Raw genomic sequence first — 15005 nt, forward strand, 5'->3', positions numbered from 1 at the left:
ACCTAACACAGTAGAGGGTAATGGAAGAGCTTGCAAGCCTTTTTTAATGCATTTATGCTATCTATGCACAAATACTTCGCAATATTCTGTACTTTTATTCTGCACTAAACAATTCATGCCCCGATTCCAAAATAAAGAGCCCCTCAAACGAGCGACTCTAATCCTTTTCTTATCTAACATCAAAATGCTCTTCTTTTAACCATGTACTGTTTCCAAGACATAACATAGGTTGTCCCATACCAAGCTGCACTTAAAATAAAATACGGTGTTTTATCATTAATTACGTTACCCGTAAAATATCCACTGCCTTATGAAATACACTGTCTTACTTTTAGGTGTCACTTCAATAAAAGCCCACTCTTTTTTACCGAATCCAACGAATGATTTTTTCGTCAAATTCTACCCAGCCTTTATCTTTAATGTAAATCCAGTTGTTATCTCTAAACTCAATTTCCCACTGACCAACACCTACACGATCACGTATGCCACTGTTATAATTAGCATGATGGTAACACTCTAATCCATCCCATTCATTCCAAATGACACCTTTACTTTTACCGTCTTTTTCGATACGCATTGCTGTTTCGGGAACCCAACTATCATTTGCAATTTTGAACCAAAATCTTTTTCCATCCCATGCGGCCTCTAAATAAACATGCCCACTTTCAAGAGGAATCTTTCCTACTACTTCTGCAAACTTATTCGGCTCTTTATATACCCAAGATTGGCGTTCAACACATTACAGCCAACCTAAGTTATTGGTTAGCCAATCAGAAGGTAACGAGACATTCTGACGTGTATCTACATCTGTAGGATCAGTTCCTCCATTAAAATCCACATATTGTTTAACAATTTCAGCGTAGAAAAATTCCCCACCATTGTATGCCACAGCGATAGGGTGACTATACCGGACCATAGTACCATTTGTATTTCCAAGAGATGGTGCAACAACAGTTTTAGAATACTGATTTGCCACCTGTAGTGAATGCTGTTTATTGTTATAAGCCTTATTAAAAAGAGGTGATACATTTTGATAATTGATTTAACCACTGAAAGAGAAAAACGAAAACACCCCATTAAACAATTAGAAGTTAAAAAGGTACCTATCGTTGAAAGAATTTATGAAGTAGATGGAGAATTTAAATTTGAAATTTCGGATTTTAAAGAAACTCCCGTAAAGTGGTTAGATGATTAAATCTAACCACTTAAAAATTACCAAGAGAGAGGTGGCTAGCTTCAGAAAGTTTGGGGACACTTGGGAATTTCGAGTTAGATATAAAGATCCGTATACCCAAAAGTACAAAGAAAAATCAAAACGTGGATTCAAAGCTAAAAAAGAAGCTCGAATTGCGGGTGAATAGCTTCTTCCAGAAACAAAAGTGTTTCACCCACAAAAAAACCCTCAACACGTTTCGCGTCAAGGGTTCGAGTCTCTTATATTAATCGCGCTCCCATTGGTGAGCTTGTGTACGGAACATATCCCATTCAATTTCTTTCGCTTTAATGAAATGTAAATGGCCACCTAACGTACCGCAACTTACCTCACCTACTGTTTTTCATTTCATATTTATACTAATATAGCTCGTAAATCAACTATATATATTCATTTTAATTTCTCGACATATAGGTCGCTACTATGCAGGATACAATATGTACTCCTTTTGTTTTAAACATTGCATGTGGCAGGAAAAGGCCCTGACCGTTTCTATGCGCGGCCAGATGCTCTCGTCCCCTCCTAAAAAGAAAGAAGGTTTTTATGTCGGTTTTTCAATTTGTATTTATTTAGTTCTGTCAAGACGTGCTACTAATACCTACTATCTCTAGACGCTAACTTCTACCTGATTTCCTAACAGTTTACTAAACATACCTCTTTCTTCTTTTGCCAATTGGACAAAGGCTCCTTTTTGAACGATTTCTCCCTTGTCTATTACGATCACTTGATCAGCATTGCGTATCGTTGATAAACGATGGGCAATCACGATAATGGTCATCTTTCCTTTTAATCGTTCTAGAGCAGTTTGAATTTTCGCTTCATTTTCCGTATCTAACGCACTTGTCGCTTCATCTAGCACTAGAATTGAAGGTTTTCTTAAAATAGCTCGTGCTAGTACAAGGCGCTGTCGTTCCCCTCCAGAAAGCCTAACTCCGCGATCTCCAATGAATGTATCAAGCCCTTGCGGAAGTCTTCGTACAAATTCAGCAGCTGCCGAAAATTCCAGCGCCTCCCAAATTTGTTCTTCACTTGCATTTGGTTCAATCATTAACAAATTTTCTCTTATGCTTGCATTGAATAAAAATGGATCCTGCGGAACATAACTAATAGATTTTCTTAATGACAATAAATTATCACTTGTAAGCGGAGTACCATCTATTAATATTTGTCCTTTTTCTGGCTGCATGAGTCCCATTAAAATATCAATTAAGGTACTTTTTCCAGCTCCCGAAGGACCGACAATAGCCGTCATGCAGTTGGAAGGTATCTCGAAATTGATATTTCGAAGAGCATATAATGATTCCTTCGAATTGTAGCGGAAATACATATTCCGGCATTCAATTCCTTGTTCTATAGACATTGGTTTTACATCTTTGTATTGTTGTTCTATATTCTGCAGTTCCGCGGCTTTGTTGCATTCTTCCTGCAATTCGATTAAAGACTTAAAAGCAGGAACACTTGCAGCAAGTTGTTCCAGGTTAGACTGAATAGTTGTAAATCGCGGCCATAATCTAGAAAAAATAAGGATAATTAATATTAATTGCGCCGGCTGAGCTTGGAATAGTTTTACAGATGCAAAAACAAGAAATGCAATTAGAATAGACGATGTAACTTTATAAAAAAGTTGTGAGCTATTTTTCAATTTAATAAATGCCAGTTGCTCTTGCTCTATCTTTTTGCACCAAGTATGTAACCATGTATATCTAGACTCTTCCAACATATTACTTTTAATATCTTTAACTCCATTAAAATAGTCTGTTATACCCCCAAGATAACTTCTGGCTATCTCAGATGTTCGATTTCCTAGCGCTCTTGACTTTTTGATAAAATGTCTAGAAAAATAGGCAAGTACTAAACCAGCGAATAGTACAAAAATTGTTATCTTTACAGATAACCATAAGGCAATTCCAAACTGTATTATTGTAAAAATAAGAGCAGTTAACATCTGAAAAAATAAATTTGTTCCATTTACAACGCGTCCTAATTCATCGGTCATTGCACTAATAAGATCAGACTTCCTCTTTTTCACAAAGAAAGTCCAATTAGCCTGTAATAAAGCACGATAAATTTCCAATCTTATATGATTTGTAAAATTTATAAGAATTTTTGTATTGCGAAGGGTAAGATTTTGCTGTAAGAGGGACTGAGCTATTACCAAAAAGATATAAATGCCTAAAATAAGCAACAAACTTATTGTTTCAGGAATATTGTGCAGAAATTTAAACATCTCTGGAACTGGAGTTGAACCACTATTTACCTTTACAACTCCACTGATACTTATCATAGGAATTAATAAAAGAATTCCTATTCCCTCCAAAAGACTGACTAAAGCCATCCCTAATAAATTTATATACAATATTTTCCCAGAAAAAGAATGTAACTTCTTTGCAAAATATAAGAGATGTTCCACTATTTTGTCCTCCTCATGATAATTCGTGCTTTCTTACTCTTCTCCAGATGCATAAAATAGGACGTAAAGGAAAGTACAACATATGAAGTTGCTTAGGTAACGGCAATGTTTCAGCATCAATTGGATAGGGATAAAGGCAACTTATAGTATATAAAAACTTTTGCTGATAAGACATTAATGAAAATAAGTGACGACTATGATACATTGCTACATCATCTGGAACTGGATCTGTATGTAAGTTCACCATTCTTTCCAAATAAAATACTGCTTCCTGCGCTAACGTCTTCGGACGGTTTCCAGATAACAATGGTTCCACTTCTTCAATTAATGGAGTTTTTAGTAACTGCGAAGTTAAAAACAATGCTTGACCACCTATATGGAAGTAATAATTTTTCTTCAATAACTTAATAGTTTTTTCCCAATCAAGTTGTTGCTTTACAATTTGATTAATGTCTACTAACCAACGCAGCCTTGACCAACCATGACGTGCACCATGAGAAACTAGAAATAAAAATAGATCCTCTCTACCTAAAATGTAAACAGGGGTACTAGTAAGAGAACTTATTCTCTTTCGATTCCATAGTTCCTCAAAATGTGGTTCCTTTCCTGGACCAGGATTTAATCTCCAATGAATTTCGATCTTAATGTTCTTCTGAGGATGAACATATGTTACATGATGATGTCTCCATTTCCAGTCGTTTAAAACGCTCTCAATATAATCATCTTTAACATAGCCAAGGTTTAATAAAAGTTCTTCCGCTCTATCAAGATTATGTAAAGGAATGAGAACATCCAAATCACTCGAAGTACGTAGAGAAATATCACCATAAAGATCATCAGCAAGTACAGGACCTTTTAAAACAAGGAGACGAATTTCGTTTTGAGCAAACAATTTACTCATATGTTCCATTTCTGCACTTAAATGAAGCATTTGAAATGTATTCATCTTAAAATATTGATGTAAAGTTTGTATGACATGTACAGGAACCAAATTTCCATCCAATTCTTTCATCTTTGGATAAATGAACGAATACACACGGTGATGAATCGTTAATTCGAGAAATTTATCCCAATCAATGTTTGCAAACCAAGCCTTATCGATTTCTTGTAGCTCCACAGCAGTTTCTCTTTTCATAATTTCCAGCTGCAATTTGAGCTCCTTAGGCACACATTTTAAATCAAGCCCACAACTATTATGCATGATATTCTCCTTCAAGATTTTTCAACCAATTTTTCTAGCAAATTTACTAACTACAGTGAACCTTTTCATTTCTTCTGCTCCAGTAATATAAAAAGGACCGCTACGCAACCATGCATGAGCAATCATATTTCCGTTCTCATCCTTCGCAGTTCCTAAATATAGTGTACTCTCCATTTGTCGTCTCTCTAGCATTTTCATTCCAGCTATAGCCCTTACAAGACACTTACTTTCCCAAAAGGTATGACGGCTCATAATATGTATCGCTTCGGAAATATCTCTCAATACAAATTTATTAGACTCATTATAACTTAAAGATGTTTCATTCATAGGAACACCTAATGTAGGAGCAATCTTAGAGAATGGCCTACCTTTAAGAATACGAGCCCATCCCAAATAAATATAAGCCTCTATAAATAAAAGTATTGTTTTCATATCTAGTGAAAGAAACGTTCGTATCTTTTTTATAATATTCATACATACTTCCCTACTTCTTATCTAGGATAAAATACTAGACTACTCGGCTGCCTATTCTACGATTTCAATCAAAGCTTCATCTAACAAGAGCTCTAAAAAAGAAATAACTTGCTTTTCACATGTAGACTGATCTATCTCATACTCTTGCATTAATTCAGTAATCACTTTGGTAACCGCTATTGGTTTCTCTATAAGCCCCCATATAGTTCCACCTACTTCACCTAAATTGTAGTATTTCCCATTAGAAATACTTAACATCACTTTTTCTCCATCCATATCACTTACTATATTCCCTGGGACTTGTGTAATAAATTGATTTAATAAATCCTGTTTTTTCGACATCACTTATTCTCCTTTATTTACAGTGTTTATTACTAGGTCAACTAGTTGCGGAGCACTAAATCCAGACAACGGTCGACATAATCGATACACAGCAAGCTTATTTACAATATTTGTAGAGATGTGAAAGTGCCAGTCCATTAATCCTAAACGTGGAATAATAAAATTACGATAAGTTTGACGGAAAATGGTATGTAAACGTTCCAGTTTTTCAACTTGTTGTATTTCAACTATTTCGTTCTCTGTCTTCACTAGTTCAAATACACCCGCAAGTGGTACTGGGGTAGAAAAGTAATGAGAAGAAACTGGGACACTATATTTATTTTCTCTACCATATATTGATTTATATTGACTTTTATCCATACCAAAATTATCAAGACTCTCTTGCCACAGCTTTTGCTGCGGATATGATGGTGTGACAAAAGGAACATTCTCATGAGAAAGAGATACAGGTATTACATCATCACTTAGAAGTTTATATCCTCTCTTTAAAAAAGCTGAAGCCAACGTCGACTTTCCAGCACCTGACTCACCTACAAAAGCATATGCTTTCCCATCAATTACTACAGCACTGCCATGCAGAGGAAGTATTTTGTTTTGCATCAATACCACACCCATACACGTTCCAAGAATATAGAGACGGACCAAACTATCATCAGCACCATCGAGTGGGCAAACTGTTATCCTTTTTCCCTCTTGAGCGGAAAAAAAGCCCACCTCAGGAACATAAAACATCACTTGATTATCTTTAACAACATGTTTATATGGTGCATCTACTAATTCAGAGGGAAAACTCGATATATTATCAATTAGAATTTCAATGTCTATTGAAACCTCTTGTTCATTTATTTGATGTAATTCCGGCAAAGGAATATCACTTGAAATTTTGAAATCAAAGGCTTTATACATGACCTTTTTTCCAGTTTCTAGCATTATTTTCACTCCAATATATCCATGGTTAAATGAAAGACCTTTATACAATAAAAAAGTATAAAGGTCTTTTTAGCATATACGAACTTAAAAATAAGAACATTTTACATAGTTTCATAGATATACATTCAGTAAGATAAATTGTATATGCTACTCCTTACTCAGCTAGTAAAGCGGTTCCAAGTATTAGGATCTTTTGGATCAACAGGGTGACCAGGGTTATATGCTTCATCAGTATATGGACCATAAACTGTTGAAGCCATTGTCATGTTAACATCAAGTACTTCTAATACAGGTTGTTGCCATTCCTTTTTCATATTCTCACCTCCTTTCAAGTAAATTGTTGAATAAATCGATAAACAATTAAGCTACGCATTAAAATCTTATAATCAGGATCGATTGCACGTTCTAAAAGAGGCCCCTCTTTAGCTTTTAATAGCGCTTTCTTTATTGCTTGACCATCTAAAAATTGTAAAGCCCTTTGATCTGTACTCATTCGCTCTAACTCTTCTATAAACGTATTCCAGTGCGGACTCATTCGATGAACCCAATCTGCTCCTTGTACACCTCGAATGTGTTGATTTAATCGTACTTTATCAGGCAAATACTTTTCGGTAGATCTACGAATCAAAGCACGATCCACACCTTTTTGTACATATTGCTCTTCTGGTACAGATAAGCAATAACGAATCACACGAATGTCATTACTTGGATCGCGTTTCCACAATGAGTAGTGCAATGACAATTTTGTTGCCACTGTATTACTTGCATTCCAGTGAAACAACTCTTCAAAGTGACTTTTTCTTTGTTCATATATGTTCGCTGCAGAAAACCATCCCGTTTCATCAATTCCATATTCCCTAAGTTTATTAAACACATCCATCTTTTTTGCAAAATCCGGATTAATTACCATCGGAAATATATACGGCGTACCTGATGAGAACGCTCGATCAATAGACGGAAATGCCAACCTCGCAATGAATGGTAACCTCCGCAATCGAGCCCCACCTACATTTTTACTATATTGATTCAATTCTTGGGCTAGGCGAATCCACTTTAGCCTTTTTAAAAGAAGAGCATAATAATCCAGAGCTGATCCCCATGATATAGATAGATTTCCTCTTCCACCATTTAAAAGGACTCCAACGTCTTCCTTGTACCCTTCCTCAAACATTCCTTTCATCCAAAAAGAATTCTCAAAGAATTTATATGGCATCTCCATTATTCCGAGGAAATCCGTTATTTCAGAAAATGGATCCCTTCCCTTAAAATCTAAATAATTGTCTTTTATACCTCCTACATATCGTACCGTTTCTTTAATAAGCGGTCGCTCATCCGGCATTAGATGTTTAGGTGTAAAATCCTCAAAATCATTTGATGGTATGTAGCTAAATGTATGTAATGGTTTGTTTTCTTCACGTAAAACTTTGGCAGCAAAGCTCGCAATAGAACCCGAATCCAATCCTCCGCTTAGCTGTGCTCCAACTTGTCGGTGAGTTCGTACTCGAGATGTAACAGCCTCTTGAAAAACTTCTTGAAATGCTTCTACATACTCTTCATTTGACTTTAAGCGAAGCTTTCTTTCTGGAACTAGCGTACAATATCTCGAAAGCGTTACTTTATTCCCAACTACTATAATACTATGAGATGGTGGTACTTGTTCTATATTTTTATAAGGCGTTATAGTGGTGTCGGCTACATCAACCATTCCACATATAGCCAAATATTCAGCAAGCCACTGTTCATTTAATTGCTTTTGAATGTAAGGTAAAGACAGCAATGGCTGTATTGTCGTACAAAAAGCAAATTGTTGTTGATTGGAGCAATAATACAGAGTTCGGCTCCCAGAAAAGTCTCTTGCTCCAAACATTTTTCGATTTCGCTCATCCCAAATCATAAAAGCAAAATCGCCTACCAAATACTTAGGAGCTTCTTCCCCCCACTTTTGATAGGAGAGCAAAATTAACTGACTATCTGTTATCTTTTTTCTATCAGCATAATCCACTTGTAACCTCTCGAATAACTCCTCACGATTATCGATTATAGCATCTGCTGTAATCGCCAATTTCCTTTCGTAATCATAAAAAGGCAATTGTTCACCAATAGACTCCGGTGTGATCCATTGTGCGTGACAGCCAAGGAAAACGCTTTCTTTGTGCCATATTTGAACATCATCAGCGGGATATTTTTGTAAATCCCTCATTAATCTAATGCCGTATTCAACCGGTATAGACTCGTTGTTAAAATGTAAAATTCCAGTTATAGCACTCATTTTTTCCTCCTGTTTTGCAGCAAATAAGTAAAATCCAATCGGATAATGTGAGACGTCTATCAATGAGGTTTTCTTCATCTCCACCTATTTTCTATGGATTCCTCAGAATCCGGTGGGAAAGGTTACTGACCGCTAATATGTAATTCACTCTCTATATTATTACTTATATTCGTTCTATTTAAAGAACAATTCTATTTTGTTCAACAAAAACCACAAATAAAATCTATGAATTGATTCTTCACATATGATTTTTATTATATCACTATTTTTGTTCTGTAAAAAGAACAATCACAAGATATAAACTATCACTTTCCCTTTGTTATGTCAATTCATATTCCAGATTTTCAATTAAAAAAGTTTTTGTTCTTAATGTTCATTATAAAGAATTTTTCGCCTTAAAAGTATATTTTATCCATTTCTTTAACTTTTTGGATACACACGAGATTAAGATTATATATTCTTCTATTTGAACAAAAATATTTTCCGCAGGATAAATATTTTTGTTTATCACTGTTCTGTATAACGAACTTGTTTCCATTTTATATAATGATATTCTATTTGTAAATATTTTTTTTATATAATTCGAAATAAATATAACTATAAAAACACTCTTCCCCCTTCCTCATTGCAATTTAAGCGATGAGGGAAATTTCGGAATATTTCGTATTCTATTTTTAGTCCCTTCATTTCTTGTTTTAGATCTAATACCATAAATAAATTCTCTATTTTGTGATAAACTGAAACTTTCATCAGCGGGAGATTAAACACATCTAAGTAGACAACAGCTTATCTCCCGCGTAACTTCATTATTTTCTTTCGAACTTTAAAATGGGGGTAATGCTGTTACTTTTCATAAAAACGCTTACATTTCTAGGTGAAATAAAATTTACTATAGTTAATCTGAAAGATGGTGGTAAAAAAATAATTAGAATGTTACTGTCAACAAAATAAACAAGCTGCACAGAACAGGTGTATGCGAATAAGAAATTTGTGTCATCATAAGAGGAATTAGTCTTCGTTGCTATATTAAGTGATAACATTAGAGAATGAAAGGAAATCTATCTTTTTATGTGTAATTTCTAAATGAAGATAAACTAATTAACACATTTCATACCATAATAAAAAAGAATAAGCCATTTTCTTACTTATCTGCTCCTGCATTCTGCCACTTAATAAAATCAATTAATACTTTATAATCCCCAAGCTTTTCTTTATTAATCCCTGCCTTTTTTAATTCATATATAAAATCAACCCACTCTTTTTCAATCTGCTGTTTTGTTTCCGTATTTGTTTCCGTATTTGTTTTCGTTTCGAGTAATGTATTGAGATCTGCTTCTAATACCAACGCTATCTTTTCCATCACTTGGATAGACGGGTTCTGATTTATACTTCTTTCAATATTACTTAAATAAGATTTTGAAATTCCAGCCCTCCCCGCTAATTCGGATAAAGTAAGTCCCCTTTTCTTTCGAAATTGATAAATATTTCTCCCAATCATCCGTTTATAGTCCTCCCTCTATAAATATTCCTTAGTCCTATCTTTCTATATCGTATAATTCTCTATAAGGGATTCTATATAAATACATTTTGATTTTTCGACATATAGATTACTGCTAGGCAGAAACAGGCCCTGACCGCTTTTATACATGGTCAGATGCTTTCTCTCACCTAAAAAGAAAAGTTTTATGTTGGGTTTTCAATTTGTATTTATATATTTTGTAAAAAAGTGTAATTATAATAGATAAAATTATTAAGAAGTAGTAACACAAAATAGATAATAAGTTACACATTATTGAATATACACTTCCTTGTACTTATACAATTTAGCAAGGAAGTTCAGTTCAACATTATGTTTTCACTTTTAACACTTGTATATAAAAGAAAAAAAGCGATCACCATAATATTTATATATAGTTATAATTATATTATAAATAGGGATTGCTTTGCTATTCCATTTTACAAAAGAAGATAGATTCCCCTATATTTAACCCCCAAGTAAAAAGAACCTTCTGAATTTACAAATCTCATTCAGAAGGTTCTTTATTTTATAAAAGATTTTTAATACATTGAATAACCCTTTGTTGATCTGTCTCTGTCATGTTGGAACCAGAAGGAAGGCAAATACCCGTTTTAAATAATTGTTCAGAGACATCGTTATTTTCGCTATGAGAATAATATTTCACTCCTTCAAAGAGCGGTTGCATGTGAAGTGGCTTCCACACAGGGCGAGCTTCAATATTCTCTTCAGCTAAAGCTTCCAATAATGATTGAATAGATATACCTGTTTCTTTTTCATCGATTGTTAAAGCTGTAAGCCAACGATTCGAATGAGTATTTTCTAATTCAGGCATAAAGCAAAATCCAGGTATACTAGATAATTCCTGGTAATATCGTGCAAATACTAATCTTCTAGCATTCACTCTATCTTTTAATACCTCTAATTGAGCTCTTCCAATACCAGCTAATATATTACTCATTCGATAATTATATCCCATCTCGCTATGCTGGTAATGAGGTGCTACATCCCTTGCTTGGGTTGCAAAAAAGCGCGCTTTCTTTAATGCATCAACGTCATCAGAAACAAGCATTCCTCCACCAGAAGTTGTAATAATTTTGTTGCCATTAAATGAATAGATACCAAATTTCCCAAATGTACCACTGGCTCTTCCTTTATATGTAGAACCAAAAGATTCTGCTGCATCCTCAATAATAGGAACATTATATTTATTAGCTAAAGAACAAATCTCATCCATTTTTGCGCTCTGCCCATATAAGTTAACAACGATAATAGCTTTGGGCAATTTCCCTTCTGTATGAGCATCAGAAAGCGCACGTTCTAGAGCTTGCGGCGACATGTTCCATGTTTCCGGCTCTGAATCGATAAATATTGGTTCAGCCCCTAAATAAATAATTGGATTGGCAGTCGCTACAAAAGTAAGACTTGAACAAAACACTTTATCCCCTTTTTGAACATCTAATAACCGCAGAGCTAAATGAATAGCGGCAGTACCTGAACTAACCGCTGCAGCATCTCTAGTTCCAACAAAAGATGCGACTTCTTTTTCAAAAGCGTCCACATTTGGGCCAAGAGGGGCAATCCAGTTTGTATCAAATGCCTCTTGAATATATTTTTGTTCATTGCCGCTCATATGCGGAGTAGAGAGGTAGATTCGTTTTTTCTGTTGTGTTAGTACCATTTTTATCACTCCTAGTAACTCAATTCATTAATAATTTTGGCAGGGATACCAACTGCTGTACAATTAGGGGGAATGTCATTTATTACAACAGTTCCTGCTCCAATAATAGACCATTCTCTGATTTTAACACTTGGAATCAGAGTAGCCGCTGCCCCTATATGTACCCCTTCTTCAATGATGATAGATCCTGTAAGTGTAACATGAGGAGAAATATGCACAAAATCACCTAATATATTGTCATGTTCAACAACAGAACCCGTATTTATAATAGAATGATTGCCAATTTGAGTATCAGCATTAATCACTGCATTCGGCATAACAACTGTACCGTTTCCTATCTTTGCATTCGGACTTATAACGGCTGTTTTATGTATTAACGTGGCATAACAATTGTCAGGCAGACCCAATTTTTCGGCAATTTTTTTTCTAACTTTATTATTCCCTATTGCGATAACAAATTTTATTTGATTAAAATCGTTAATCATTTCATATACAGTTGAAATTGGACCGAAATAAATATTATCTACTATAGTTATATCTTCATATCGATCATCTAAATATCCAACAATTTCATATTCCTTGTTTGATAAAATAATATCCCGTATAACTTTACTGTGACCACCTTGTCCAATCATTACAATTTTCATTCACTACCTCCTCTCACAGTTTATTTCATACCCGTAAAACGTTCCATTGTTACATGACCATCTTGATTTATTCCTTCTGATTTAAACACTTTTATTAGTGTAAGAAATAATATTTTCATATCGATTAAAAAAGATTGATTATTTACATACCATACATCTAATTCAAATTTTGCTTCCCAAGTAATTGCATTTCTCCCATTCACTTGTGCCCACCCAGTAATTCCAGGTTTTACATGATGTCTTTTTGCTTGTTCACTAGAATATAAAGGTAAGTATTCCATTAATAATGGTCGCGGTCCTACTAAACTTATATCACCTTTCACAACATTTATAAGTTGTGGCAATTCATCTAAACTACATTTCCTAAGAAACTTACCAAATGTGGTTAATCTCACTTGATCAGGCAAGAACTCGCCCTTATTATCTCTTTCATCAGTCATTGTGCGAAATTTGTATAGATGGAACGGTTTTCCATGTAGTCCTGGACGTTGTTGTTTAAATATTATCGGTGATCCTAATTTCAATCTAACCAATACGGCTACTACAAGGATAACGGAAGATAAACACAATAATACAAGCAAAGAAATCAATAAATCAAAAATTCTTTTCATTAATAATCATACTCCTATCCAAGATTCTTGCAAGCGCCTTTTCACAGATCAATAGTATGAAAGGCTCTCGTTCTATATAAATCCATTTAGATTTTTCAATTGGTATTTATATACGTATCATTTCACAATAAATCTTAGAATCAATTTTTTAATCACTACTTATTTTTTAAAATTCACAAATTATTTTGATGTATACATAATCGAAATGAGGTATTGTTTAATTTCTTCGATTAAACGTTCTACTTCCACATTTTTGGATTCTTGACCTCTTTTGTATATATACATGAGTATCTCTTTAAATTGCTGCTGAGTTAATCTCTCAGAAATGTTCATGTTTAAGCCTCTCTTTCGAAAAAGCTGTTTGCATATACAAATTCTAGCTATTTCAAATGAAATTTGTATTTATTTCCCATCCCGTTACCAACCATTATTTCACTCTCTAAAATCCCTTATAGTATATAGTTTTATTCCGCATAACCATTTGGATTATTAAACTGCCATCTCCATGAATCTTCACACATCTCTTCGATTCCTTTTTTAGCAACCCATCCCAATTCTAGTTTAGCCTTTGATGCATTTGCATAACAAAGAGCCACATCACCTGGACGACGATTTACAATTCTATATGGAATTTTCTTACCTGATGCTGTTTCAAAGGCGGTAGCCATTTCTAATACACTATAACCACATCCGGTCCCCAAATTATACGCTTCTACCCCTTGAGATCTCGATATCTTTTCGAGTGCTTTCAAGTGTCCCATTGCAAGATCTACAACATGTATATAATCTCTTACAGCTGTACCATCTTGTGTTGGATAGTCATTCCCAAAAACGCTTAATTCACTTAATTTTCCAACAGCTACTTGTGTAATGTACGGGATAAGATTATTTGGAATACCTTTTGGATCTTCCCCAATTCGCCCGCTTTTATGTGCTCCAATCGGATTAAAGTAACGTAAAAGCGCAATGCTCCACTCATGATCAGACACATACAGATCACGTAATATTTCTTCGATTATCTGTTTTGTGCGCCCATAAGGGTTCGTTGCTCCAAGTGAGAAATTTTCGGAAATCGGTACTTCTTCCGCCATTCCATATACTGTGGCTGAAGAACTGAAGACCATTTTCTTTACACCATGCTTTTTCATGACTTCACATAGTACAAGAGTGCCTGTAATGTTATTATGATAATACCAAAGTGGTAACGTAACCGACTCCCCTACCGCCTTCAGTCCTGCAAAATGGATAACAGCATCAATCTCATTTTCACAAAAAATGGTATCTAACATCTCTTTATCTACTAAATCTGCCTGATAAAATGTAAAATCTTTTCCTGTAATTTCACGAACACGTTTTAAAGCTTCTGGTTTACTGTTTGAAAAATTGTCAACTACGATTATCTCGTTTCCGGCATTTAATAGTTCTACACACGTATGCGTTCCAATGTATCCTGCTCCGCCTGTAATTAGAATTTTCATATGTTTTTTCCTCCTCATTATCAGTATCCTTGTTCATACATTCTTTTAATTGAAACGTGATCAATCTTTACATTAGGTATAAAAAAACATCCCGGTTCGTTGTTGTAAAATAACGAAATGAGATGTTTTTTTATGATTTTGTGCCTTACTGGTTAAAAAAGTTATCTGAAACAATAGCTATCTCAAGATTTCTAGAAGCCTAAATACGCTATTAAAGTGAATATGCTTATAAA

Annotated in this window: 15 protein-coding genes and 3 pseudogenes; 2 read left to right on the forward strand and 16 right to left on the reverse strand. The window is 34.5% G+C overall.

The window, feature by feature from the left end; all coding sequences use genetic code 11:
• Nucleotides 1-364 precede the first annotated feature (364 nt).
• Both MR076_RS26525 and MR076_RS26530 read right to left on the reverse strand, forming a co-directional pair.
• Nucleotides 365-577: a hypothetical protein gene (locus MR076_RS26525; protein ID WP_244525323.1), complete on the reverse strand. Its 213-nt coding sequence runs from the start codon at nt 575-577 to the stop codon at nt 365-367.
• 234 nt (nt 578-811) lie between these two features.
• A pseudogene (locus MR076_RS26530) lies at nt 812-1006 on the reverse strand (lysozyme family protein); the annotation flags it as partial.
• Between the two features lie 24 nt (nt 1007-1030).
• On the opposite strand from MR076_RS26530, the gene MR076_RS07350 reads away from it, so the two are divergent.
• Entirely contained in the window at nt 1031-1195 is a 165-nt protein-coding gene (locus MR076_RS07350; protein WP_242219232.1) for a hypothetical protein, read from the forward strand.
• Between the two features lie 31 nt (nt 1196-1226).
• A pseudogene (locus tag MR076_RS07355) lies at nt 1227-1352 on the forward strand (Arm DNA-binding domain-containing protein); the annotation flags it as partial.
• Between the two features lie 87 nt (nt 1353-1439).
• Here the strand turns inward: MR076_RS07355 and MR076_RS26775 are convergent.
• The 14 genes and pseudogenes from MR076_RS26775 to galE form a co-directional block, all read right to left on the reverse strand.
• Nucleotides 1440-1526 (reverse strand): annotated as a pseudogene (locus tag MR076_RS26775) (hypothetical protein); the annotation flags it as partial.
• A gap of 294 nt (nt 1527-1820) precedes the next feature.
• Nucleotides 1821-3623 carry an ABC transporter ATP-binding protein gene (locus tag MR076_RS07360; RefSeq protein ID WP_242219234.1) on the reverse strand — a complete coding sequence of 601 codons (1803 nt, stop codon included), beginning with the start codon at nt 3621-3623 and terminating at the stop codon, nt 1821-1823.
• 13 nt (nt 3624-3636) lie between these two features.
• The gene (locus tag MR076_RS07365) at nt 3637-4824 is read right to left on the reverse strand and encodes a nucleotidyltransferase domain-containing protein (protein WP_242219236.1); all 1188 of its coding nucleotides are present in this window, start codon (nt 4822-4824) and stop codon (nt 3637-3639) included.
• Between the two features lie 21 nt (nt 4825-4845).
• Nucleotides 4846-5298, reverse strand: a complete 453-nt coding sequence (locus tag MR076_RS07370) for a lasso peptide biosynthesis B2 protein (RefSeq protein ID WP_242219238.1) — start codon at nt 5296-5298, stop codon at nt 4846-4848.
• A gap of 51 nt (nt 5299-5349) precedes the next feature.
• Nucleotides 5350-5640: a lasso peptide biosynthesis PqqD family chaperone gene (locus tag MR076_RS07375; RefSeq protein WP_242219240.1), complete on the reverse strand. Its 291-nt coding sequence runs from the start codon at nt 5638-5640 to the stop codon at nt 5350-5352.
• A 3-nt stretch (nt 5641-5643) separates the two neighbouring features.
• On the reverse strand, nt 5644-6570 hold the full coding sequence (locus tag MR076_RS07380) for a phosphoenolpyruvate carboxykinase (ATP) (protein WP_242219242.1): 927 nt from the start codon (nt 6568-6570) through the stop codon (nt 5644-5646).
• A gap of 158 nt (nt 6571-6728) precedes the next feature.
• Entirely contained in the window at nt 6729-6884 is a 156-nt protein-coding gene (locus tag MR076_RS07385; RefSeq protein ID WP_139207593.1) for a paeninodin family lasso peptide, read from the reverse strand.
• Nucleotides 6885-6898: 14 nt separating this feature from the next.
• Nucleotides 6899-8839 carry a lasso peptide isopeptide bond-forming cyclase gene (locus MR076_RS07390; RefSeq protein ID WP_242219243.1) on the reverse strand — a complete coding sequence of 647 codons (1941 nt, stop codon included), beginning with the start codon at nt 8837-8839 and terminating at the stop codon, nt 6899-6901.
• Between the two features lie 1141 nt (nt 8840-9980).
• Nucleotides 9981-10337: a helix-turn-helix domain-containing protein gene (locus MR076_RS07395; RefSeq protein ID WP_242219245.1), complete on the reverse strand. Its 357-nt coding sequence runs from the start codon at nt 10335-10337 to the stop codon at nt 9981-9983.
• Nucleotides 10338-10884: 547 nt separating this feature from the next.
• Nucleotides 10885-12036, reverse strand: coding sequence for a DegT/DnrJ/EryC1/StrS family aminotransferase (locus MR076_RS07400; RefSeq protein ID WP_242219247.1), 1152 nt, complete (start codon nt 12034-12036; stop codon nt 10885-10887).
• A gap of 11 nt (nt 12037-12047) precedes the next feature.
• A complete protein-coding gene (locus MR076_RS07405; protein WP_242219249.1) occupies nt 12048-12683 on the reverse strand; it encodes an acetyltransferase in 636 nt (211 codons plus the stop codon).
• Nucleotides 12684-12703: 20 nt separating this feature from the next.
• A complete protein-coding gene (locus MR076_RS07410) occupies nt 12704-13294 on the reverse strand; it encodes a sugar transferase (RefSeq protein WP_242219251.1) in 591 nt (196 codons plus the stop codon).
• A 180-nt stretch (nt 13295-13474) separates the two neighbouring features.
• Nucleotides 13475-13627: a YwzD family small protein gene (locus MR076_RS07415; RefSeq protein WP_242219253.1), complete on the reverse strand. Its 153-nt coding sequence runs from the start codon at nt 13625-13627 to the stop codon at nt 13475-13477.
• A 131-nt stretch (nt 13628-13758) separates the two neighbouring features.
• On the reverse strand, nt 13759-14772 hold the full coding sequence (gene galE, locus MR076_RS07420; RefSeq protein WP_242219256.1) for a UDP-glucose 4-epimerase GalE: 1014 nt from the start codon (nt 14770-14772) through the stop codon (nt 13759-13761).
• Between the last annotated feature and the right edge of the window lie 233 nt (nt 14773-15005).

Source organism: Bacillus cereus group sp. BfR-BA-01380 (assembly GCF_022663535.1).
Lineage (GTDB): Bacteria > Bacillota > Bacilli > Bacillales > Bacillaceae_G > Bacillus_A > Bacillus_A cereus_BB.

Coding starts and splice junctions, on each gene's coding strand:
- MR076_RS26525 (WP_244525323.1), bottom strand. CDS start 577: ATGCGTATCGAAAAAGACGGTAAAAGTAAAGGTGTCATTTGGAATGAA.
- MR076_RS07370 (WP_242219238.1), bottom strand. CDS start 5,298: ATGAATATTATAAAAAAGATACGAACGTTTCTTTCACTAGATATGAAA.
- MR076_RS07405 (WP_242219249.1), bottom strand. CDS start 12,683: ATGAAAATTGTAATGATTGGACAAGGTGGTCACAGTAAAGTTATACGG.
- MR076_RS07415 (WP_242219253.1), bottom strand. CDS start 13,627: ATGAACATTTCTGAGAGATTAACTCAGCAGCAATTTAAAGAGATACTC.
- MR076_RS07385 (WP_139207593.1), bottom strand. CDS start 6,884: ATGAAAAAGGAATGGCAACAACCTGTATTAGAAGTACTTGATGTTAAC.
- MR076_RS07410 (WP_242219251.1), bottom strand. CDS start 13,294: ATGAAAAGAATTTTTGATTTATTGATTTCTTTGCTTGTATTATTGTGT.
- MR076_RS07380 (WP_242219242.1), bottom strand. CDS start 6,570: ATGCTAGAAACTGGAAAAAAGGTCATGTATAAAGCCTTTGATTTCAAA.
- MR076_RS07395 (WP_242219245.1), bottom strand. CDS start 10,337: ATGATTGGGAGAAATATTTATCAATTTCGAAAGAAAAGGGGACTTACT.
- galE (WP_242219256.1), bottom strand. CDS start 14,772: ATGAAAATTCTAATTACAGGCGGAGCAGGATACATTGGAACGCATACG.
- MR076_RS07365 (WP_242219236.1), bottom strand. CDS start 4,824: ATGCATAATAGTTGTGGGCTTGATTTAAAATGTGTGCCTAAGGAGCTC.
- MR076_RS07400 (WP_242219247.1), bottom strand. CDS start 12,036: ATGGTACTAACACAACAGAAAAAACGAATCTACCTCTCTACTCCGCAT.
- MR076_RS07390 (WP_242219243.1), bottom strand. CDS start 8,839: ATGAGTGCTATAACTGGAATTTTACATTTTAACAACGAGTCTATACCG.
- MR076_RS07375 (WP_242219240.1), bottom strand. CDS start 5,640: ATGTCGAAAAAACAGGATTTATTAAATCAATTTATTACACAAGTCCCA.